This window comes from Pseudomonas sp. GW704-F2, from assembly GCF_059423025.1.
Map to the genome: position 1 here is coordinate 81692 of NZ_JBWKXO010000002.1, position 21252 is coordinate 102943.

Annotated in this window: 27 protein-coding genes; 11 read left to right on the plus strand and 16 right to left on the minus strand. The window is 60.4% G+C overall.

The window, feature by feature from the left end; genetic code table 11:
- Positions 1-124: 124 nt before the first annotated feature.
- From hisG to AC07W0_RS02190, 8 genes are all read right to left on the minus strand, one after another.
- Positions 125-760 carry an ATP phosphoribosyltransferase gene (gene hisG / locus AC07W0_RS02155; protein ID WP_017845970.1) on the minus strand — a complete coding sequence of 212 codons (636 nt, stop codon included), beginning with the start codon at positions 758-760 and terminating at the stop codon, positions 125-127.
- Positions 761-916: 156 nt separating this feature from the next.
- Positions 917-2182 (minus strand): UDP-N-acetylglucosamine 1-carboxyvinyltransferase, encoded by a 1266-nt coding sequence (gene murA, locus AC07W0_RS02160; protein WP_017845971.1) that lies wholly within the window; start codon positions 2180-2182, stop codon positions 917-919.
- Between the two features lie 23 nt (positions 2183-2205).
- Positions 2206-2445, minus strand: a complete 240-nt coding sequence (locus tag AC07W0_RS02165) for a BolA family protein (protein WP_017845972.1) — start codon at positions 2443-2445, stop codon at positions 2206-2208.
- A gap of 114 nt (positions 2446-2559) precedes the next feature.
- The gene (locus AC07W0_RS02170) at positions 2560-2865 is read right to left on the minus strand and encodes an STAS domain-containing protein (protein WP_102617130.1); all 306 of its coding nucleotides are present in this window, start codon (positions 2863-2865) and stop codon (positions 2560-2562) included.
- Positions 2862-3509, minus strand: a complete 648-nt coding sequence (locus tag AC07W0_RS02175; protein WP_046484638.1) for an MlaC/ttg2D family ABC transporter substrate-binding protein — start codon at positions 3507-3509, stop codon at positions 2862-2864. Before AC07W0_RS02175 ends, AC07W0_RS02170 begins: the two co-directional genes overlap by 4 nt.
- Before the next feature lie 11 nt (positions 3510-3520).
- Positions 3521-3988, minus strand: coding sequence for an outer membrane lipid asymmetry maintenance protein MlaD (gene mlaD / locus AC07W0_RS02180; RefSeq protein ID WP_017845975.1), 468 nt, complete (start codon positions 3986-3988; stop codon positions 3521-3523).
- Positions 3988-4785: a lipid asymmetry maintenance ABC transporter permease subunit MlaE gene (mlaE, locus tag AC07W0_RS02185; protein ID WP_017845976.1), complete on the minus strand. Its 798-nt coding sequence runs from the start codon at positions 4783-4785 to the stop codon at positions 3988-3990. The genes mlaD and mlaE overlap by 1 nt, the downstream gene beginning before the upstream one ends.
- Complete coding sequence (locus tag AC07W0_RS02190; protein ID WP_003171811.1) at positions 4785-5594, minus strand: ATP-binding cassette domain-containing protein; 810 nt, start codon at positions 5592-5594, stop codon at positions 4785-4787. Before AC07W0_RS02190 ends, mlaE begins: the two co-directional genes overlap by 1 nt.
- Before the next feature lie 315 nt (positions 5595-5909).
- Here AC07W0_RS02190 and AC07W0_RS02195 point away from each other — a divergent pair, with 315 nt between their 5' ends.
- The 10 genes from AC07W0_RS02195 to AC07W0_RS02240 all read left to right on the plus strand — a co-directional run bounded on the left by AC07W0_RS02195 (position 5910) and on the right by AC07W0_RS02240 (position 12933).
- Positions 5910-6884: a KpsF/GutQ family sugar-phosphate isomerase gene (locus tag AC07W0_RS02195; protein ID WP_017845977.1), complete on the plus strand. Its 975-nt coding sequence runs from the start codon at positions 5910-5912 to the stop codon at positions 6882-6884.
- Complete coding sequence (locus AC07W0_RS02200) at positions 6885-7409, plus strand: KdsC family phosphatase (protein WP_017845978.1); 525 nt, start codon at positions 6885-6887, stop codon at positions 7407-7409.
- Positions 7410-7417: 8 nt separating this feature from the next.
- Entirely contained in the window at positions 7418-7990 is a 573-nt protein-coding gene (gene lptC, locus AC07W0_RS02205; protein ID WP_017845979.1) for an LPS export ABC transporter periplasmic protein LptC, read from the plus strand.
- Complete coding sequence (lptA, locus tag AC07W0_RS02210; RefSeq protein WP_026139901.1) at positions 7977-8510, plus strand: lipopolysaccharide transport periplasmic protein LptA; 534 nt, start codon at positions 7977-7979, stop codon at positions 8508-8510. The genes lptC and lptA overlap by 14 nt, the downstream gene beginning before the upstream one ends.
- On the plus strand, positions 8510-9235 hold the full coding sequence (lptB, locus tag AC07W0_RS02215) for an LPS export ABC transporter ATP-binding protein (RefSeq protein WP_017845981.1): 726 nt from the start codon (positions 8510-8512) through the stop codon (positions 9233-9235). Before lptA ends, lptB begins: the two co-directional genes overlap by 1 nt.
- 197 nt (positions 9236-9432) lie before the next feature.
- Positions 9433-10926 carry an RNA polymerase factor sigma-54 gene (locus AC07W0_RS02220; protein ID WP_026139902.1) on the plus strand — a complete coding sequence of 498 codons (1494 nt, stop codon included), beginning with the start codon at positions 9433-9435 and terminating at the stop codon, positions 10924-10926.
- 75 nt (positions 10927-11001) lie between these two features.
- Positions 11002-11307, plus strand: a complete 306-nt coding sequence (gene hpf / locus AC07W0_RS02225) for a ribosome hibernation-promoting factor, HPF/YfiA family (protein WP_017845983.1) — start codon at positions 11002-11004, stop codon at positions 11305-11307.
- A gap of 12 nt (positions 11308-11319) precedes the next feature.
- Positions 11320-11784, plus strand: a complete 465-nt coding sequence (gene ptsN, locus AC07W0_RS02230; RefSeq protein WP_026139903.1) for a PTS IIA-like nitrogen regulatory protein PtsN — start codon at positions 11320-11322, stop codon at positions 11782-11784.
- Between the two features lie 2 nt (positions 11785-11786).
- Positions 11787-12644, plus strand: a complete 858-nt coding sequence (gene rapZ, locus AC07W0_RS02235) for an RNase adapter RapZ (protein ID WP_017845985.1) — start codon at positions 11787-11789, stop codon at positions 12642-12644.
- 16 nt (positions 12645-12660) lie between these two features.
- A complete protein-coding gene (locus tag AC07W0_RS02240) occupies positions 12661-12933 on the plus strand; it encodes an HPr family phosphocarrier protein (RefSeq protein ID WP_017845986.1) in 273 nt (90 codons plus the stop codon).
- Between the two features lie 38 nt (positions 12934-12971).
- Here AC07W0_RS02240 and AC07W0_RS02245 read toward each other — a convergent pair whose 3' ends face one another.
- From AC07W0_RS02245 to pmbA, 6 genes are all read right to left on the minus strand, one after another.
- Positions 12972-13865 (minus strand): ZIP family metal transporter, encoded by an 894-nt coding sequence (locus tag AC07W0_RS02245; RefSeq protein ID WP_017845987.1) that lies wholly within the window; start codon positions 13863-13865, stop codon positions 12972-12974.
- A gap of 33 nt (positions 13866-13898) precedes the next feature.
- On the minus strand, positions 13899-14510 hold the full coding sequence (locus AC07W0_RS02250; RefSeq protein WP_102617131.1) for a superoxide dismutase: 612 nt from the start codon (positions 14508-14510) through the stop codon (positions 13899-13901).
- Position 14511: 1 nt separating this feature from the next.
- On the minus strand, positions 14512-14940 hold the full coding sequence (locus tag AC07W0_RS02255; protein ID WP_102617132.1) for a DUF2753 family protein: 429 nt from the start codon (positions 14938-14940) through the stop codon (positions 14512-14514).
- 27 nt (positions 14941-14967) lie between these two features.
- Positions 14968-16344, minus strand: a complete 1377-nt coding sequence (locus AC07W0_RS02260; protein ID WP_017845990.1) for a class II fumarate hydratase — start codon at positions 16342-16344, stop codon at positions 14968-14970.
- On the minus strand, positions 16337-16732 hold the full coding sequence (locus AC07W0_RS02265) for a FagA protein (protein WP_102617133.1): 396 nt from the start codon (positions 16730-16732) through the stop codon (positions 16337-16339). Before AC07W0_RS02265 ends, AC07W0_RS02260 begins: the two co-directional genes overlap by 8 nt.
- A gap of 148 nt (positions 16733-16880) precedes the next feature.
- Positions 16881-18227 (minus strand): metalloprotease PmbA, encoded by a 1347-nt coding sequence (gene pmbA, locus AC07W0_RS02270; RefSeq protein ID WP_017845992.1) that lies wholly within the window; start codon positions 18225-18227, stop codon positions 16881-16883.
- A 108-nt stretch (positions 18228-18335) separates the two neighbouring features.
- Between pmbA and yjgA the strand changes: the two genes are divergently transcribed.
- Entirely contained in the window at positions 18336-18857 is a 522-nt protein-coding gene (gene yjgA / locus AC07W0_RS02275) for a ribosome biogenesis factor YjgA (protein ID WP_010567685.1), read from the plus strand.
- A 45-nt stretch (positions 18858-18902) separates the two neighbouring features.
- Here the strand turns inward: yjgA and tldD are convergent, their stop codons facing one another.
- Both tldD and AC07W0_RS02285 read right to left on the minus strand, forming a co-directional pair.
- A complete protein-coding gene (gene tldD / locus AC07W0_RS02280) occupies positions 18903-20345 on the minus strand; it encodes a metalloprotease TldD (protein WP_046384681.1) in 1443 nt (480 codons plus the stop codon).
- Between the two features lie 16 nt (positions 20346-20361).
- Positions 20362-21210: a carbon-nitrogen hydrolase family protein gene (locus AC07W0_RS02285; protein ID WP_017845994.1), complete on the minus strand. Its 849-nt coding sequence runs from the start codon at positions 21208-21210 to the stop codon at positions 20362-20364.
- Positions 21211-21252: the final 42 nt, after the last annotated feature.

A 21252-nucleotide genomic window follows, 5' to 3' on the forward strand; every position in this document is an offset into this window, starting at 1 on the left:
GGGTAAGGCGCGATTCGTTATTGAACGTCAGCGCACCTTCCCAGCAGTCGTTTCCGCTTGGGCACCTGAGAATTCTGGCTATGAAGCGGATAGACGGGCGCAGCCGTTTGGCTACGCGGGTGAGTCAACCGCGGTGTCGAGACTCCACTGCGTTGCGCAGGGTGTCGATCAACGCCTGGATACGCGCGTGCTGCATCTTCATCGATGCCTTGTTGACGATCAGCCGGGAGCTGATGTCAGCAATGAAATCCTGGGGCTCCAGACCGTTGGCGCGCAGGGTGTTGCCGGTGTCGACCACGTCAATGATCTTGTCGGCCAGGCCAATCAGCGGCGCCAGTTCCATCGAGCCGTACAGCTTGATGATATCGACCTGACGGCCTTGCTCGGCGTAGTAACGCTTGGCGATATTGACGAACTTGGTGGCCACCCGCAGGCGACCTTTAGGCTCGACATCACCGACACGGCCGGCGGTCATCAGCTTGCACAGGGCAATACGCAGGTCCAACGGCTCGTACAGGCCCTGGCCGCCGTATTCCATCAATACGTCTTTACCGGCGACACCCAGGTCGGCGGCACCGTGTTCAACATAGGTCGGCACATCGGTAGCCCGCACGATCAGCAGGCGAACGTCGTCCTGGGTCGTAGGGATGATCAGCTTGCGGCTCTTGTCCGGATTCTCGGTCGGCACGATGCCCGCTTCAGCCAGAAGCGGCAAAGTGTCGTCAAGGATGCGGCCCTTGGACAGTGCGATGGTCAACATGGGAAACGTCAGTCCTTCATCAGGCTATTGCGGTCTGGTCGCAAACGGCGCCAGACACAGATCGAGGCCATTACAGCCTCGATTTGAAACACATTCAGCCGGAATACGCAATTGCACACCCCGGGCGGGCGCATCCCTGCGCCCGTGCAGCGGGGACTAGCCCGGTACGCGGCGGATCTTCGCGCCGAGCATCTGCAGTTTTTCTTCGATGCACTCGTAGCCACGGTCAATGTGGTAGATGCGGTCGATCAGGGTGTCGCCCTCTGCGCACAGTGCGGAGATCACCAGGCTGGCCGAAGCCCGCAGGTCGGTGGCCATGACGGGCGCGCCCTTGAGCTTGTCGATGCCGGTCACGATGGCCGTGTTGCCTTCGACCTGGATTTTGGCGCCCATGCGGTGCAGTTCGTACACGTGCATGAAGCGGTTTTCGAAGATGGTCTCGATCACAGCGCCGGTGCCTTCGGCAATCGCGTTCAGGGAGATGAACTGCGCTTGCATGTCGGTCGGGAACGCCGGGTACGGAGCGGTCCGCACGTTGACGGCTTTTGGCCGCTTGCCGTGCATGTTCAGCTCGATCCAATCTTCACCGGTGGTGATTTCAGCGCCGGCTTCCTTGAGTTTTTCCAGCACGGACTCAAGGATGGTCGGATCAGTGTCCTTGACCTTGACGCGGCCACCGGTGACGGCGGCGGCAACCAGGTAGGTCCCGGTCTCGATGCGGTCCGGCATCACCTTGTAGGTGGCCGAATGCAGGCGTTTTACACCTTCGACGGTGATGGTGTCGGTACCGGCGCCGCTGATATTGGCGCCCATGGCGATCAGGAAGTTGGCCAGGTCGACCACTTCCGGCTCGCGCGCGGCGTTTTGCAAAACGCTGCGGCCGTTGGCCAGGGCAGCGGCCATCATGATGTTCTCGGTACCGGTCACGCTGACGGTATCAAAGAAGAAGTTGGCGCCACGCAGGCCGCCTTCCGGCGCCTTGGCCTTGATGTAGCCGCCTTCGACGTCGATGGTGGCGCCCATGGCTTCAAGGCCACGGATGTGCAGGTCGACAGGACGCGAACCGATCGCGCAACCGCCAGGCAAGGCCACTTCGGCTTCGCCGAAACGGGCAACCATCGGGCCGAGCACCAGGATCGACGCACGCATGGTTTTCACCAGCTCATACGGGGCGATCAGGGTCTTGATGGTGCGCGGGTCGATTTCAACCGACAGTTTTTCGTCGATCACCGGCTCAATGCCCATGCGACCGAACAGTTCGATCATGGTGGTGATGTCGTGCAGGTGCGGCAGGTTGGCCACGGTCACAGGGCCATCGCACAGCAAGGTCGCTGCCAGGATCGGCAAGGCGGAGTTTTTCGCACCGGAAATGCGGATCTCGCCATCAAGGCGGGCACCACCGGTAATAATCAATTTATCCATAAGAATCTCGACGCCTTGGGGGCTCAGGTGCGCTCGGCCCAGGCCGCGCGGCTGAAAAATTTCATAGTGACCGCATGGATGCTGCCATCGGTGATCCACGGGTTCAAATGGGCATAGACCTGCTGTTGACGCTTGACCGGGCTCAATGCCGCCAGTTCATCGCTAATCACATTCAGCTGGAAGTTGCAGCCTTCGCCTTCAACTTCTACGTTCGTTTCCGGCAGCTTTCCTTCAAGGAAGCTCTTAACTTCTAGGGCCTGCATGCTCAACCTCTATCGGCGCCCAGTGCGCGCGGGTCGCACATCATACAAAAAAGCCCCGCGCCTGCGAACCCCGCATAGCAGGACTCTGACGGGGGGCTTTCTTGAATATGTGTATTAAGGATGCGCCAACAGCTCGGTCAGACCGGAAACGTCGGCAATTTCACGCATGTCGTCGGGCAACGCACGAATGCTCACCGGCTTTTTGGCCGCCTCGGCGTCGCGCATGAAGCACAGCAGCAACGACAAGCCGACGCTGCTGGACTTGGTCACCGCCGAGCAATCGAGCACCAGCGACGGTGCGGTGCTCGCCTGGATCAGCGCCTGCCCCTGCTTGCGCAGGTCGGGCCCGGTGCGGTAATCCAGCACGCCGCTGAGGAACAACTGGCCGGCATCGCCGATACGAACAGCCGCCTCGGTCATTGCGCGGGCTTCCCGGCGGCTTTATCGGTCTCTTCCTTGGCCTTGGCCACTTCACCGGCCCAACCATTGATGGTCTTGTCGAGGTCGTTGCCATTGCGCTGCATCGCGTCGGCGAACTGATCACGGAACAGTTTGCCGATGTTGATGCCGTTGATGATCACGTTACGCAGCTTCCACTCACCGCTGACCTTCTCCAGTGTGTATTGCACTGGATAGATGGCGCCGTTGCTGCCCTTGACGGTCATGCCGACGCTGGTGCGATCGCCCGACTCATCCTTGGCAGGGTCGACAGTGATCCCCTGGTTGTTGTACTCGAGCAGGGCGTTGCCGTAGAACTGAAACAGGCCCTTCTTGAAGTTTTCCTGGAATGTCTGCATCTGCGCAGGCGTCGCCTTGCGCGAATACTTCACCGTCATGATGCTGCGCGAAATGCCTTCGGCATCCACGACCGGGCCGACAATGGTGTTGAGCGAGTCATAGAACTTGGTAGGGTCTTGCTTGTACTGTTCTTTATTGGCTTTCAGGTCAGCCAGCATTTTGCTGGTCGTGTCCTGCACCAGTTCGTGCGCAGAACCTGCCGCGTTGGCCATCAACGGCAGTGCTGCAAGCAGTACCAGCAGACCACGTCGCAAGGTAGAGATCATGAACAGATTCCTCATTTAGCGTCTTTATTGACCGTATTGAGCAGGAATTTACCGATCAGGTCCTCGAGCACCAGCGACGACTGTGTGTCGTGGATGGTCGAACCATCCTTGAGCAGAGCGGTTTCCCCGCCTACGCTGATACCGATGTATTTCTCGCCCAGCAAACCTGCGGTGAGGATCGATGCCGTGGAGTCAGTCGGCAGATTATCGACCTTCTTGTCCAGTTGCATCGTCACACGCCCGGTGAAGCTGTCGCGGTCCAGATCGATCGCCGTGACCTTGCCGATGGTTACACCGGCCATGGTCACTTTAGCTCTGACAGTCAAACCCGCGATATTGTCGAAGTACGCGTAAAGTTTATAGGTATCGGCAGTGGGGCTGGCCGAAAGGCCGCTGACTCGCAGGGCCAGCAACAGTAAAGCCAGGATGCCAGCCAGCAAGAAAAGGCCGACACCGATTTCCACAGTGCGGTTTTGCATCAGAAATCTCCAAACATCAAGGCGGTCAAAATAAAGTCAAGGCCCAGTACCGCCAGCGAGGCGTACACAACAGTCTTGGTGGTGGCGCGACTGATCCCTTCTGAAGTGGGCTCACAGTCATAGCCTTGGAATACGGCGATCCAGGTCACGACAAAGGCGAAGACAATGCTCTTAATGATGCCATTGAACACATCGCCGCTGAAGTTCACGCTGTTTTGCATGTTGGACCAGTAGGAGCCTTCATAGACCCCCAGCCAGTCCACCGCCACCCACGAACCGCCCCAGATACCCACCACGCTGAAGATCATCGCCAGCAGCGGCAGGGAAATGAAGCCGGCCCACAGGCGCGGGGCAACAATGTACTTGAGCGGGTCCACGCCGATCATCTCGAGGCTGGACAACTGCTCGGTGGACTTCATGTTGCCGATTTCGGCGGTCAGCGCGGAACCGGCGCGCCCGGCGAACAACAGGGCCGTGACGACCGGGCCGAGCTCACGCAACAGCGTCAGGGCGACCATCTGCCCCACCGCCTGCTCCGAGCCGTAGCTGGACAGGATATTGAAGCCCTGCAACGCCAGCACCATGCCGATGAAAACCCCGGAAACCACGATGATCACCAGGGACATCACACCAACGGAGTGCAGTTGCTTGATCAGCAGGCCGAAGCTGCCGCCAATGCCGCCACGGCCGAGCAAGGCGTGGAACAGGAATATCGTCGAACGTCCGAGCACTTCGATGATGTCGATGCCGGAACGCCCGAAAAGGCGCACCTTTTCGATAAGAGATGTCTTGCGCATCAGCGCTTCCCCAGAAGATCTGAGCGGTAGTCCGCTGCCGGAAAATGAAAAGGCACCGGGCCATCGGGATCGCCGGTCATGAATTGGCGAATGCGCGGGTTGTCAGCGTTCATCAGTTCTTCCGGCGTGCCCTGCCCCAGTACCTGGCCATCACCGACTACATAGAGGTAATCGGCGATGCTCGCGGTTTCGGCCAGGTCGTGGGAGACCACGATACTGGTGATCCCCAACGCATCGTTGAGCAGGCGGATCAGGCGCACCAACACGCCCATGGCGATCGGGTCCTGGCCCACGAAGGGTTCGTCATACATGAGAATCTGCGGATCGAGGGCAATGGCACGCGCCAGGGCGACGCGACGCTTCATGCCGCCGGACAGCTCATCCGGCATCAGGTCGATGGCGCCGCGAAGGCCCACGGCCTGCAGCTTCAGCAACACAATGTCACGAATCATCTCGTCGGACAGTTGGGTATGTACCCGCAGCGGAAACGCTACGTTCTCGAACACATCGAGGTCGGTGAACAACGCACCGCTCTGGAACAGCACCCCCATGTGCTTGCGCGCATCGAACAGATCGCTGCGCGACAACGTCGGCAGGTTCTGGCCGTTGACCCACACTTCGCCGGCACTGGGGCGCAATTGCATGCCCATCAGACGCAACAGGGTGGTCTTGCCGCAACCGGAAGGCCCCATAATGCCGGTGACCTTGCCGCGGGGAATGCGAATATCGACGTTATTGAAGATGCTGCGCGTCCCGCGCTTGAAGGTAAGGCCCTTCAGCTCGACCGCGTAGGCGTTATCGGCACTCATCTAAACTCCTTGGGATGCAGCCTCTCACTCAGACACCACGCTTGTGACAAACGTTTGCAACGGTTGCCCAACATATAGTTAGCCACATGGGCTGGGTGGACCGAACTGGCGGCGAACTATATCACTGCTGGTACAGCGCCCCCAAGGCCGGAACAGCGCTTGTTCAGATTGGAGACAGGGAAAAACCGTTGCTGGCTATGTTACCGAGGAATGAATCTGAAGCGCCTGACGACTAAAGACTGACGAACTTGCGTGAGGGAATTGATCATTATCGTTATAATCGTCGACTTTTCGTCAGGCTATACGATTTCAGACATGAGCCAATCCAGCGATCTTATCCAATCCGCACAACGCACCATCCGCCTCGAGCTTGAAGCCGTAGAAGGCTTGCTGGCCCATATCGACGTGGATTTCGTACGCGCCTGCGAGATGATTCTGGCCAGCAAAGGCCGCGTGGTCGTGGTCGGCATGGGCAAGTCCGGTCACGTCGGCAACAAGATCGCCGCCACCCTGGCAAGCACCGGGACCACGGCGTTTTTCGTCCACCCGGCCGAAGCCAGCCACGGCGACATGGGCATGATCACCAAGGATGACATCATCCTCGCACTGTCCAACTCCGGCACCACCAACGAAATCGTGACCTTGCTGCCGTTGATCAAGCGCCTGGGCATCCAGATGATCAGCATCACCGGCAACCCGGAGTCGACGCTGGCCAAGGCCGCCGAAGTGAACCTGAATGTTCATGTGACCGCTGAGGCCTGCCCGCTGAACCTGGCGCCAACCTCCTCCACCACCGCCGCGCTGGTCATGGGCGATGCCCTGGCCGTGGCGCTGCTGGAAGCACGTGGGTTTACGGCGGAAGACTTCGCGTTTTCCCATCCGGGCGGCGCACTGGGCCGACGCCTGCTGCTGAAAGTGGAAAACGTCATGCATTCCGGCGATGAACTGCCCCACGTACAGCGCGGCACTCTGCTGAAGGACGCACTCATGGAGATGACCCGCAAGGGCCTCGGCATGACCGTGATCCTGGAAGCCGACGGGCGCCTGGCCGGCGTATTCACCGACGGTGACCTGCGCCGCACCCTGGACCGCACTATCGATATCCACACCGCCACCATCGATGCGGTGATGACTCCCCACGGCAAGACTGCACGCGCAGAAATGCTGGCGGCCGAAGCCCTGAAGATCATGGAAGACCATAAGATCGGCGCGCTGGTGGTGGTCGATGGCAATGACCGCCCGATTGGCGCCCTGAACATGCACGACTTGCTGCGTGCGGGAGTGATGTAAATGACCAGCGACCTGTTGCAACGCGGCAAGCACATCAAATTGGCGATTTTCGACGTTGACGGCGTGCTGACCGATGGCCGCCTGTACTTCCTCGAGGACGGCAGCGAATTCAAGTCGTTCAACACCCTCGACGGCCAGGGCATCAAGATGCTCATGGCGGCGGGCGTGCAAACCGCGATTATCAGCGGTCGGAAAACCCCGGTTGTGGAACGTCGCGCACAAAACCTGGGGATTCCTCACCTGTATCAGGGCAGGGAGGATAAACTAGTCGTCCTGGACGAGCTTCTTGGCCAACTCAACCTAAGCTATGAGCAGGTTGCCTATCTGGGCGACGACCTGCCCGACCTGCCGGTGATCCGCCGGGTGGGCCTGGGCATGGCTGTCGCCAATGCGGCGGCATTTGTTCGCGAGCATGCCCACGGCATCACCACGGCCCGTGGCGGCGAAGGCGCCGCCCGCGAGTTCTGCGAGTTGATCCTGCGTGCCCAGGGCAGCCTTGAAGCGGCCCACGCCGCCTACCTATAGAGCGTTTTATGCTGAGCAAAAAGATTCGCAACTTCCTGCTATTCGGGGTCATCGCCGCGCTGCTCCTGGCGGTTGGCTACTGGAATATCAGCCCGGAGCGCTTTCTCGACCAGCCTGTGGCGCAGGTTGACCAAGGCGCTATCGACTATTACGCCACCAATGCCTACAGCGTGCAGTTCCTGCCCGATGGCAAGGTGCAGTATGAAATGACCTCGGACAAGGTCGAGCACTTGAAAGCGTCCGAAGTCACCCTGCTGACCAACCCCGATTTGAATCTGTATCGCGGCACCGAATTCCCCTGGCACGTCACCAGCAAACGTGGCGAAGTCAACCCGGACGGCACCGAAGTAGAACTGATCGACTCGGTGCGCGTCGCACGGACCGACGCGCAGAACCGCGACACCATCATCACCAGCAGTCGCATGACCGTATTCCCACAGAAGCAATATGCGCAGACCGAGCAAGACGTTAGAATCGACGGCGCTGGCGGTGTATCGACTGGCAAGGGAATGAAAGCGTATTTGAAAGAAAGCAGGATACACCTGCTATCGAACGTAAGAGGACAGTATGAGGCTCGTTAAAACCCTCCCTATTTTGCTCAGTCTGGGCGCAGCACTGGGAAGCGTGAGCGCCTGGGCTCTGCCGAACGATAGCCAGCAACCGATCCACATTTCGGCCGACGATGCACAGCTCGATGACAAGCAAGGCGTCGCAACCTACACCGGCGGTGTGATCATTACCCAGGGTTCGATGAAGATCACCGGCAACACGGTGACGCTGACTCGCACCCCTGCTGGCGACATTGACGTCGTGACCTCGGTGGGCAACCTGGCCTACTTCGAACAGAAGCAGTCTGCCACCGACACCGCCCCGATGAAGGGCTACGGTAAAACCATCCAGTATCACGCCCAGCAAAATCGCATCGTGCTGATCGACCAGGCCAAGGTACTCAGCCCCGACGGCAACTCCACGGAAGGTGAAAAAATCACCTATGACACCGTGAAGCAGGTTGCCAACGCCGGTCGCGCCAACGGCACCAAGGTGACTGCACCGCGTCCACGTATCGACATGGTTATCCAGCCGAAGAAGAAGGCCGAGTAATGGCAACCCTGAAAGCCCAGCATCTGGCCAAGGCCTATAAAGGCCGTCAGGTCGTGCGCGACGTCAGCTTGTCGATCGACAGCGGCCAGATCGTCGGCCTGCTTGGCCCCAACGGTGCCGGCAAGACCACCTGTTTCTATATGATCGTCGGCCTGGTCCAGGCGGACCAAGGTCGCATCCTGATCGACGACCTCGACGTCAGCCACCAGCCGATGCACGGCCGTGCGCGCGCCGGTATCGGCTATCTTCCCCAGGAAGCGTCGATCTTCCGCAAACTGTCGGTTGCCGATAACATCATGGCGATCCTCGAGACCCGCAAGGAACTCGACCGCGACGGCCGCCGCAAGGAGCTGGAAAGCCTGCTGCAGGAATTCCACATCAACCACATTCGCGACAACCTCGGCATGAGTTTGTCCGGCGGTGAACGCCGCCGCGTGGAGATTGCCCGCGCCCTGGCCACTGCACCGAAGTTCATCCTGCTGGACGAACCGTTTGCCGGTGTCGACCCGATCTCGGTCGGCGACATCAAGCAGATCATCCATCACCTCAAGGCCAAGGGCATCGGTGTACTGATCACCGACCACAACGTCCGCGAGACCCTCGATATCTGCGAAACCGCGTATATCGTCAACGATGGGCAACTGATTGCCGAAGGCGATTCGGCCACGATCCTGGCCAACGAACTGGTCAAGGAAGTGTATCTGGGCCACGAGTTCCGCCTGTAGGCCTGCCTGGAAAAAAAGGCGGTGGCAGGCCGTTCGCCAAGGTGCGCGGGAGTCAATGAAAACCTCCGGATTTTTATTGTTACCGCGCTCTAGGCAAAGCCTCCAATATCAGGCATATAATTTGCTTATGTTTGGCGCTCACGCGCCCTGTCGTGGATGGCGCATTGCGCCGGCGAATAAGGTGTTAAGCCCCTGCCATGAAACCATCGCTAGTCCTGAGAATGGGCCAGCAGCTGACGATGACACCGCAGCTGCAACAGGCCATCCGCCTGCTCCAATTGTCGACACTGGACCTGCAACAGGAAATCCAGGAAGCCCTGGAGTCCAATCCGATGCTCGAACGCCAGGAAGAAGGCGACGACTTCGATAATGCAGACCCGCTGGCCGACAACATCGAGCAAAAACCCAATTCCGACGTGCAGGAACCCTCTTACCAGGAAACCGCCCCTACGGTGGACAACCTGGAGGAAGGCGAATGGAACGAACGCATTCCCAACGAACTTCCCGTGGACACCGCCTGGGAAGACGTCTACCAGACCAGCGCCAGCAGCCTGCCCAGCAATGATGACGACGAGTGGGACTTCACCACCCGCACCTCCGCCGGCGAGAGCCTGCAGAGCCACTTGCTGTGGCAATTGAACCTGGCGCCGATGTCCGACACCGATCGCCTGATCGCTGTGACCCTGATCGACTGCATCAACAACCAGGGTTATCTGGACGAGACACTCGAAGAGATTCTTGAAGCCTTCGACCCGGAACTGGACATCGAACTGGACGAGATCGAAGCCGTCCTGCACCGCATCCAGCAGTTCGAGCCCGCCGGCATTGGCGCGCGCAACCTCAGCGAGTGCCTGTTGCTGCAATTGCGCCAGTTGCCCGCCAAGACCCCTTGGCTCGTTGAAGCCCAACGCCTGGTCACCGACTACATCGACCTGCTGGGCAGCCGCGACTACAGCCAACTGATGCGCCGCATGAAGCTCAAGGAAGACGACCTGCGCCACATCATCGAGCTGGTGCAGAGCCTCAACCCGCGTCCGGGCTCGCAGATCGAGTCCAGCGAAGCCGAATACGTCGTCCCCGATGTGATCGTGCGCAAAGACAACGAACGCTGGCTGGTGGAACTGAACCAGGAATCGGTGCCGCGCCTGCGGGTCAACCCGCAATATGCCGGTTTCGTCCGTCGCGCCGACACCAGCGCCGACAACACCTTCATGCGCAACCAGTTGCAGGAAGCGCGCTGGTTCATCAAGAGCCTGCAAAGCCGCAACGAAACCCTGATGAAAGTGGCCACGCAAATCGTCGAGCACCAGCGCGGCTTCCTTGAGTACGGCGACGAAGCGATGAAACCGCTGGTCCTGCACGACATCGCAGAAGCGGTGGGCATGCACGAATCGACGATTTCCCGGGTAACGACGCAAAAATTCATGCATACCCCACGGGGTATATATGAGCTGAAATACTTTTTCTCCAGCCATGTCAGCACCTCCGAAGGCGGCGAATGCTCGTCCACGGCGATCCGCGCAATCATCAAAAAACTGGTTGCCGCGGAAAATCAGAAAAAGCCGTTGAGTGACAGCAAGATCGCTGGTTTACTGGAGGCACAAGGCATTCAGGTCGCCCGTCGAACCGTCGCCAAGTACCGCGAGTCCCTTGGGATCGCGCCTTCCAGCGAGCGTAAGCGTTTGATGTGACGGGCAGGCCACAGCGTTCCAGTGGCAGGCATCTCTGCCTGCCGCTTTATGCACTGGCAACGAAGGAGAAGCTGTATGCAAGTCAATATCAGTGGACACCAACTGGAAGTGACCGACGCGCTGCGCACCTATATCGGCGAAAAACTCAAACGAATTGAGGGGCATTTCGACAAGATCACCAACGTGCAAGTCATTATGACTGTCGAAAAGCTGAAGCAGAAAATCGAAGCCACCTTGCGTATACCCGGCGGAGAAGTCGTCGCCAATGCTGAGCATTCTGATATGTATGCCGCCATTGACGACCTGACCGACAAGCTGGATCGCCAAATCAAAAAGCATAAGGAAAAGCAGCAGAGCCTCCTACAGGGCACCGGCCGCTAACACTCCCCACCCATGATCCGACTTGAAACCATCCTGACTCCCGGCCGTTCCCTTGTGAACGCGCCGGGGGGCAGCAAGAAGAAAGCCCTCGAACAGATTGCCAACCTGATCAGCAAACAAGTGCCTGAGCTGGAGATGCAAGATGTCTACGAGGCTCTGATTGCCCGTGAAAAACTCGGCTCGACCGGTTTTGGTAACGGCATCGCCATTCCTCACTGCCGCCTCAAAGGCTGCGAGACACCTGTCAGCGCCCTGCTGCACCTGGACGCTCCCATCGATTTCGACGCCATCGACGGTGCCCCGGTCGACCTGCTGTTCGTGTTGCTGGTCCCGCAAGCCGCCACCGATGCACACCTGGAACTGCTCCGGCAGATCGCCAGCATGCTTGACCGCAAGGAAGTACGCGACAAACTGCGCAGTGCCAGCAGCAATGAGGCGTTGTATCAGGTTGTCCTGGCTGAACAAGACGAGCAGTAATCATGCGTTTGATCATCGTCAGTGGCCGCTCCGGCTCAGGTAAAAGCACCGCCCTCAATGTTCTTGAGGACAACGGCTTCTATTGCATCGACAACCTGCCCGCCGGCCTGCTGCCGGAGTTGGCGGAGCGCGCGCTGATCCACACCGAACTGGCACAGCCGCTGGTCGCCGTGTCGATCGACGCCCGCAACCTGCCCAGCCACCTCTCGCGGTTCCCGGCACTGCTTGAGGAAGTGCGCGCCAAGCACATTCACTGTGATGTGCTGTACCTGGACGCAGACGAAGAAACCCTGCTCAAACGCTTCTCCGAGACCCGTCGACGTCACCCCCTCAGCAGCCCGCATCGTTCGCTGGCCGAAGCCATCGAGGACGAGACCAAGCTGTTGGGGCCGATCATTGACCTCGCCGACCTCAAGATCAACACCACCAGCCTCAACCTGTACCAACTGCGCGATGCCATCAAGCTCCGCCTGCTGAACCAGCCCGAGCCCGGCACGGCCTTTCTGGTCGAGTCGTTTGGCTTCAAGCGCGGCATGCCGGTGGACGCCGATCTGGTATTCGATGTGCGCTGCCTGCCCAATCCTTACTGGAAGCCGGAGTTGCGGGACCAGTCGGGGCTGGATCAGCCGGTGGCGGACTACCTGGCCGCGCAACCGGATGTCGAGGAGATGTTCCAGGACATCTCCAGCTACCTGCTCAAATGGCTACCGCGCTTTGCCGCCAGCAACCGGGCCTATGTCACCATTGCCATCGGCTGCACCGGCGGCCACCACCGTTCCGTCTACCTGACCGAACGCCTGGGCCAGATGCTGCAACAAACCCTCAAGAACGTCCAGGTTCGCCACCGCGACCTTAGCTGAAAGGAACACCCCCGCGATGCCCGTTCTGGAAATTGAAATCATCAACAAGCTGGGCCTGCACGCCCGCGCCTCAGCCAAGTTCGTCGGCATTGCCGGGCAGTTCCCCTGCCAGGTTCGCGCTGGACGCACTCCGGAAACCATGGTCGACGGCAAGAGCATCATGGCGATGATGATGCTCGCCGCCGGCAAGGGCACCAAGATTCATTTGAAGACCGAAGGCGAGCAAGAGCAGGAAGCGATGGACGCCTTGACCAAGCTGATCAATAACTTCTTTGATGAGGGTGAATAAACCCACCCGACGAGACAGAGGCTGAAGCCGCAACAGCTTCAGCCCAATGCAGTATCCATCACCATCATCAAGCAAAACCCGATGCACAGTCCCAGGCTGGCGAGCTTTTCATGGCCATTGCGCCGCGATTCGGGGATCACCTCGTGAGTGACCACCAGCAGCATCGCGCCAGCAGCCAACGCCAAGCCTAACGGTAACAGCACCTGCGCCAGACTCACCAACCAGGCACAAAGCACTGCGAATATCGGCTCGACCAAGCCCGAAGCCGCACCGATCAGGAACGCCTTGAACCGCGACATCCCTGCCCCGGCCAGCACCAACGCAATCACCAGGCCTTCGGGCACATCCTGCAAAGCGATGCCCATGGCCAGGCTGTCGGCATCCGGCATGCCGCCGCCCGCCGAGACGCCAACCGCCATACCCTCCGGGATGTTGTGCGCGATGATGGCAAACACGAACAGCCAGATACGTGGCGGGATCACCGGATGCTCCGGCGTACCGACCAGCATTTCCGGGCTGGCCCCGGAGACCTTGCGATCGACCAGGTACAAGCCGAACGCTCCCAGCATGATGCCAATGCTGATCAAGCCACTCGCGCCCCACGGGCTGAACCCCAGGCCCTCAGCGGCGGCGATGCCCGGCACGACCAACGAAAACGCCGTGGCCGCGAGCATCACGCCGGCACCAAAGCCCAGCAAGGTATCGCTCACTGCTGCCGGCATGCGCCGGATAACCAACACCGGTACGGCGCCCAACGCGGTGCCGAGCGCACAGATCGCCCCACCTTGCAGGGCCCGCAGGATGCGCGGCTCCAGGTCCAGCCAGGCGAATCCTTGAGCCACCAGCAATGCAATACCTGCCAATAGCAGCAGCGAGCCAAATGCGTAACGAAACATTCGCACGCTGCTGATCGCCAGTGTTTCAGTACCCATGGTCGGCCTTAGGTCGTGTTATACGGCGTGATATCAGGCCAGGGCGGCCTGGTAGCGGGCGGCGACTTCCGGCCAGTTGATGACACTGTAGAAGGCATTGATGTATTCAGGACGCCGGTTCTGGTACAGCAGGTAGTAGGCGTGTTCCCACACATCCAGGCCGAGGATCGGTGTGTTGCCGCTCATCAGCGGGCTGTCCTGATTGCCGCTGCTCTCCACCACCAGGGTCTTCTGCGGGGTCACGCTCAACCAGGCCCAGCCGCTGCCGAAGCGGGTCAACGCGGCCTTGGTGAAGGCCTCCTTGAAGCTGTCGAAACCGCCCAGTTGCTCATCAATCGCCTGGCCCAGCGCGCCATCGGGTTTGCCGCCGCCTTTGGGTGACATCACCGCCCAGAACAACGAGTGGTTGGCATGCCCACCGCCCTGATTGATCACCGCGGTGCGCAGTTGCTCGGGCAGTTGCTGGACGCTCGACACCAGCTTCTCTACCGGCCAGCCCGCAAACTCGGTGCCCTCCACGGCGGCATTGAGGTTGTTGATGTAAGTCTGGTGGTGCTTGGTGTAGTGAATTTGCATGGTTTGCGCATCGATATGCGGTTCCAGGGCATCGTAGGCGTAAGGCAAGGCAGGCAAGGTGTAGGGCATATCAGTGTGCTCCGTATTGAGGAGGGGTCGGTTGCGCCGCAGTACCGCCCAGCAAGCGATGGGTACGGGGGTATTCGCCGTGATCGCTGATGAAATTCAACAGTTCGACGTAGGTCTTGCTGCTCTGGCGCAACGCCGCGTCGCGCAGTTGCGGGCTGAGGCGCTGGTCCTGCAGCGCCTGTAACAGCTGTTGGTGGATGGCACAGAGGTATTCCGCGCTTTCTTCCGGCTGGTTCAGGCGCAGGTGCAGGTCCGCCAGGTTGTGATGGGAAATGACGCAAGCCGCCACTGCTTCGTCGGCGTTCGCCCAGCGCTCGAACAACACTTGAGCCAGGGCCAGGGCTTGTAAATAGGCTTCGCGAGCGTCGACCAACTCGCCCTGCATAAAGCAGCGATTGGCCCGTTCGATCGTGCGTTTCCAATGCTCCATGGTCAGCCTCCAAAGCAGGGTCGGTGATTACACGCCGCCGGCGGTGAGCTTTTCCGGGTCCAGCAGGACTTCCAGTTGGCTGCGCGGCAAGTCGGTGTGCTCGAGGGCGACATCAATCACCGGGCGACCTTGCTGATAGGCTTGCTTGGCGATTTCAGCGGCCTTTTGGTAACCAATGATCGGGTTGAGTGCGGTCACCAGGATCGGGTTGCGCGACAACGCTTCCTTGAGCTTGGCCTCGTTGACCTTGAAGCTGGCAATGGCCTTGTCCGCCAGCAGGCGACTGGAATTGGCCAGCAGTTCGAGGCTGCCGAGTAGGTTCTGGGCGATGATCGGCAGCATCACGTTCAGCTCGAAGTTGCCGGATTGCCCGGCAATGGTGATCACCGTGTCATTGCCGATAACTTGTGCGGCGACCATGGCGGTCGCTTCCGGAATCACTGGGTTGACCTTGCCCGGCATGATCGAAGAACCGGGCTGTAACCCTTCCAGTTCGATTTCGCCCAAACCAGCCAGGGGCCCGGAATTCATCCAGCGCAAGTCGTTGGCGATTTTCATCAATGACACAGCGATCGCTTTCAACTGGCCGGAGACGGCGACGGCGGTGTCCTGGGAGCCGATCAACGCGAAGAGGTTCTTGCCCGGTGTGAATTGCACGCCGGTCAGGCTGCTCAGCTGCTGGCTGAAACGCAGCGCAAACTCCGGATGCGCGTTGATCCCGGTACCGACAGCCGTGCCGCCCTGCGCCAGGGCTTGCAGGCTGGGCAACAGGTCCTGCAGGTGCGCAATATTGGCCTTGAGCTGCTGCGCCCAGCCATTGAGCACCTGGCTCATACGCACGGGCATGGCGTCCATCAGGTGCGTGCGACCGGTCTTGATGAAGGGGTGGACCTCTTCGGCCTTCCGTTCGATGACCTGCACCAGATGCAGCAACGCAGGCAGCGTTTGCTCATGCAGCACCAACGCCGCACTGACGTGGATGGTGGTCGGGATGATGTCGTTGCTGCTTTGGCCGCAGTTCACGTGATCGTTGGGGTTGACCGCCTCACCGAGCAAACGGCTGGCCAGGGTCGCGATCACTTCGTTGGCGTTCATATTGGAACTGGTGCCGGAACCGGTCTGAAAGATATCCACCGGAAAGTGCGGCATGAAGTCACCGTCCAGCAAGCCCAGGGCAGCATCGACAATGGCCTTGCCCTGCCCTTCGCTGATCTGCTTGAGATCGACGTTGACCTTGGCCGCTGCCACTTTGGCCAGGATCAGCGCACGAATGAACGGCGCCGGCATGCGCTGGTGGCTGATCGGAAAGTTGTTCACCGCGCGCTGGGTTTGCGCGCCGTACAAGGCCTCGGCAGGGACTTGCAGTTCACCCATACTGTCGCGTTCGATACGGTTATTACTCATCGGAAGATCCTTGCACCCAGTCAGAAACGGAAATCGAAGGCAGCAATTCGCACGTCGCCAATTGCCAGGCAAAGGCCTGCCAGCGCTTGAGGCGGCAGGCACAATGGGAGAGTGTTTCCAGGTCGTGCAGCGGGCGCCAGGCCTGGTCCAGGCACTGGGATCGCCAATGCCACGGCAAGGCAATGTCCGTGGCGGTGTCGATCAGCAGGCGGAAAGCCGTTTCAGCGATCGTCCACGAATGAGTCGCGGTGCAACAGGCGAGGTATCGACCTTCATTGAGGTAATGTTCGATCAGGCGCGGTTCATTGGGATCGAGGCAGCAGCGAATCTGACGACTCATCCAACGCCAGCTTTCCAGGTAGGGGTCCTCATGCAGGACAGCATTCATGATCCGCACTCATTCGATAATGATATTTATTATTAAATGATATTGATAATCAACACAAGAGTGACAAGCCAATCAACCTGGAATGCAGCCACAAAAAAAGGCGCGCCATCCTGCAGATGGCGCGCCTTTTGGTGAAGCGTCGGAAGGATTAACTACCGGCGACCGTCATCCGCTCGATCAGGACCGAACCTGTACGGATATTGCTGCGCAGCTCCAGGTCGTTACCCACGGCAACGATCTGCTTGAACATGTCGCGCATATTGCCGGCGATGGTCACTTCCTGGACAGCAAACTGAATCTCACCGTTTTCTACCCAGAAACCCGCCGCGCCACGGGAATAATCACCGGTGACCATGTTCAAGCCCTGGCCCATCAATTCAGTCACCAGCAGGCCACGCCCCATGCGTCGCAACAGCGCCGCCTGGTCTTCCTCGCCGTGGGTCACGAACAGGTTATGCACGCCACCAGCGTTCGCGGTGCTCGGCAGGCCCAGTTTGCGCCCGGCATACGTGCCCAGCACGTAGGAGACCAACTCACCGTTTTCGACGAACGGCTTAGCATAGGTCGCCAGGCCATCGCCGTCGAACGACGAACTGCCCATGGCCCGCATCAGGTGTGGACGCTCGTCGATGGTCAGCCACTGCGGAAACAGCTTCTGGCCAATCGCACCTTCGAGGAACGACGATTTGCGGTACAGGTTGCCGCCGGAAATCGCCCCCAGGAAACTGCCGAACAGACCGCCGGCCAGCTCCGCCGAAAACAGCACCGGCACTTCACAGGTCGGCACCGGGCGCGCGCCCAGGCGGCTCGCGGCACGTTGCGCGGCACGCCGGCCAATGCTGACCGGATCGGCCAGCAACTCGCCCTGACGGTTCACGTCGTACCAGTAATCGCGCTGCATCTGGCCGTTGGCTTCGGCGATCATCACGCAACTCAGGCTGTGACGCGTCGACGCATAACCGCCGATAAAACCATGGCTGTTGCCGTACACGCGGCAGCCCTGGTGGGTGCTCAAGGTGGTGCCGTCGGCATTCTTGATCCGCGGGTCGGCATCGAACGCCGCCGCTTCGCAGGTCAGCGCTTGTTCGATGGCTTGTTCCGGGGTGATGTCCCAGGCATGGAACAGGTCGAAATCCTGCAGATCCTTGGCCATCAACGCCTTGTCGGCCAGGCCCGAGCTTTCATCCTCGGACGTGTGCTTGGCAATCGCCAATGCGGCGGCCACCGTCTCGCGAATCGCTTCCGGCCCACTCGCCGAGGTGCTGGCCGAGCCTTTGCGCTGGCCGACGTACAAGGTGATACCAAACCCCTGGTCGCGGTTGAATTCGACGGTTTCGACTTCCCGCTGACGTACCGACGTCGACAGCCCCTGCTCCAGGGACACAGCCACCTCGCAGGCACTGGCCCCCTGGCGCTTGGCCTCGGCAAGGATCTGCTCGACTTGTTCCTGCAGTGCCGGTAACGCTTGCGGACCGACGCTTTGGGCTGCACTCATGGTTTTCTCCACTCAAATTCTGCTTTCGGTTAAGGCCATCGAGCGACCGGGCCGGACAAGCGGCCCCCGACTGGTTATCATGGCGGCGTTTCTTTGCGGACTGCCACCATGGTTGATTCTTACGACGACTCCCTCGATGGGGAGAAAAGCAAAACCCAGGTCAAACGCGAGCTGCATGCTCTGGTTGACCTCGGCGAGCGCCTTACAACGCTCAAGCCGGACTTGATTGCAAAACTGCCTCTGACCGACGAAATGCGCCGGGCTCTGGCGGATGCACCCAAGCACACCGCGAATATCGCGCGTAAACGGCACATCATGTTCATCGGCAAGCTGATGCGCGATCAGGACACTGACGCGATTCTGACCCTGCTCGATCAACTCGATGCCTCCACTCGCCAGTACAACGAACGCTTCCACAACCTGGAACGTTGGCGTGACCGCCTGATCTCGGGCGATGACGCGGTGCTGGAGAAATTCGTACTGGACTACCCGGACGCGGACCGCCAGCAACTGCGCTCCCTGATCCGTCAGGCCCAGCACGAACTGGCGCAAAACAAGGCGCCGGCCACCAGCCGTAAAATCTTCAAGTACATCCGTGAGCTGGACGAGACTCAACGCGGCCTGCGTTGATCCTCTTCCCCGGGTGGCGGTCTTCGCCACCCGAAGCTCCCGCTCTTACGACCCCGTGCCACCCACGGTGATCGCATCAATTTTCAAGGTTGGCTGACCCACGCCCACCGGCACCGACTGCCCATCCTTGCCGCACGTACCCACGCCGCTGTCCAGCGCCAGGTCGTTACCGACCATCGACACCTTGCTCATCGCTTCCGGCCCGTTGCCAATCAACGTCGCGCCTTTGACCGGCACGGTAATCTTGCCGTCTTCGATCAGGTACGCCTCGCTGGTGGAGAACACGAACTTGCCGCTGGTGATGTCCACCTGGCCGCCGCCGAGGTTGGCGCAGTAGATCCCGCGTTTGACCGAGGCGATGATTTCCGCCGGGTCACTTTCGCCAGCGAGCATGTAAGTGTTGGTCATGCGCGGCATCGGCAGGTGCGCGTAGGATTCGCGACGGCCGTTACCGGTACGCGCCACGCCCATCAGGCGGGCGTTGAGCTTGTCTTGCATGTAACCCTTGAGCACGCCGTTTTCGATCAGCGTGGTGCATTCGGTCGGCGTGCCTTCGTCATCGATGTTCAACGAGCCACGGCGACCGGCCAGGGTGCCGTCATCGACAATGGTACACAGCTTGGAGGCGACCATCTCGCCCATGCGCCCGCTGTAGGCCGAACTGCCCTTGCGGTTGAAGTCGCCTTCCAGGCCATGGCCCACGGCTTCGTGGAGCAGTACGCCGGACCAGCCCGAACCCAACACCACCGGCAAGGTGCCGGCCGGTGCGGGGATGGCTTCCAGGTTGACCAGCGCCTGGCGCAGCGCTTCACGGGCATAACCCATGGCGCGGTCCTCGGCGAGGAAATAACGGTAGTCGGTACGCCCGCCTCCGCCGTGCCCACCGCGCTCGCGGCGGCCGTTCTGTTCGACGATCACGCTGACGTTGAAACGCACCAGCGGCCGCACATCCGCCGCCAGGCCGCCGTCGGTGGAAGCCACCAGGATGCGTTCCCACACCCCGGCCATGCTCACCGTGACTTGCTGGATACGCGGGTCGAGGGCGCGGGTCGCGGCATCGATACGCTTGAGCAGATCGACTTTTTCTGCGCGGCTGATCACTTCCAGGGGGTTATCCGGCGCGTACAACTGGGCCACGTCCTGGGTGCTGAATGCCTGCACCGTACCGTTCTGGCCGGCGCGGGAAATCGAACGGGCAGCCCGGGCGGCCAGACCCAAGGCTTCCAGGGTAATCGCGTTGCTGTAGGCGAAACCGGTTTTCTCACCGGATTGCGCGCGCACGCCGACACCCTGGTCGAGGTTGAAACTGCCTTCCTTGACGATCCCGTCTTCCAAAGCCCACGACTCGGAAATCTGCCCCTGGAAATACAGGTCGGCCGCGTCGATGCCCGGCCCGGCCAGATCGCCCAGCACGGTTTGCAGGCTTTCGATGGTCACGCCACCGGGTGCCAGGAGGTGTTCGCTGACTGAGGACAACAACTCGCTCATAGGTTTGGCCTTAAATTCATCGTTCTGAAGCAGGCCGCTGCGCGCCCTGCGAGAAAAAGCGCCGGTGGTTGACCACCGGCATGCGCGCCCGTATCGACGCCTGTTCACTGCTGTCGCGTTCGGCCAGCAACACCGCTTCGCCTTGATCCTGTTGCGTCAGTACGCGCCCCCAGGGGTCGACAATCGCCGCGTGGCCATAAGTCTCCCGTGGCCCCGGATGCACCCCGCCCTGGGCGGCCGCCAGCAGATAGCACTGGGTCTCGATGGCCCGCGCGCGAATCAGCACATCCCAATGGGCGGCACCGGTGACCGCGGTGAAGGCCGAGGGCGCGGTAATCAGTTCAGCCCCCGCCGCGCGCAACTCGCTGTACAACTCCGGGAAGCGCAGGTCGTAACACACCGTCAGGCCCAAGCGGCCGACCGGCGTATCCGCCACCACAACGTTGCTCCCGAAAGCATAGTCATCGGACTCACGATAGCGACCGCGCGCGTCCGCCACGTCGACATCGAACAAATGCAGCTTGTCGTAGCGGGCGACGATCTCGCCATGCTCATCGATCAGCAACGAGCAGGCGTTGGCCTTGGCGTTCGGTTGATCCTTGGGCGGCAGCGGCAAAGTGCCAGCCACTATCCATAAGGTGAGGTCGCGGGCGGTCTGTTTCAACCATGGCAGGATCGGTCCTTCACCCAACGCCTCGGCGCGGCCGATGTCGGCCACATCGCGGCGGCCCATGGCGGCGAAGTTTTCCGGCAGCACCGCCAGCCGCGCACCCTTTGCCGCCGCTTGCTCCAGCAGGCGCCGGGCCTGGGCCAGGTTGGCCAGCACATCGCTCTGGCTGACCATTTGAATTACCGCAAAGGACATGGGCCGACACTCCATAAATGGCATGCAGCCATGCTACTCCAC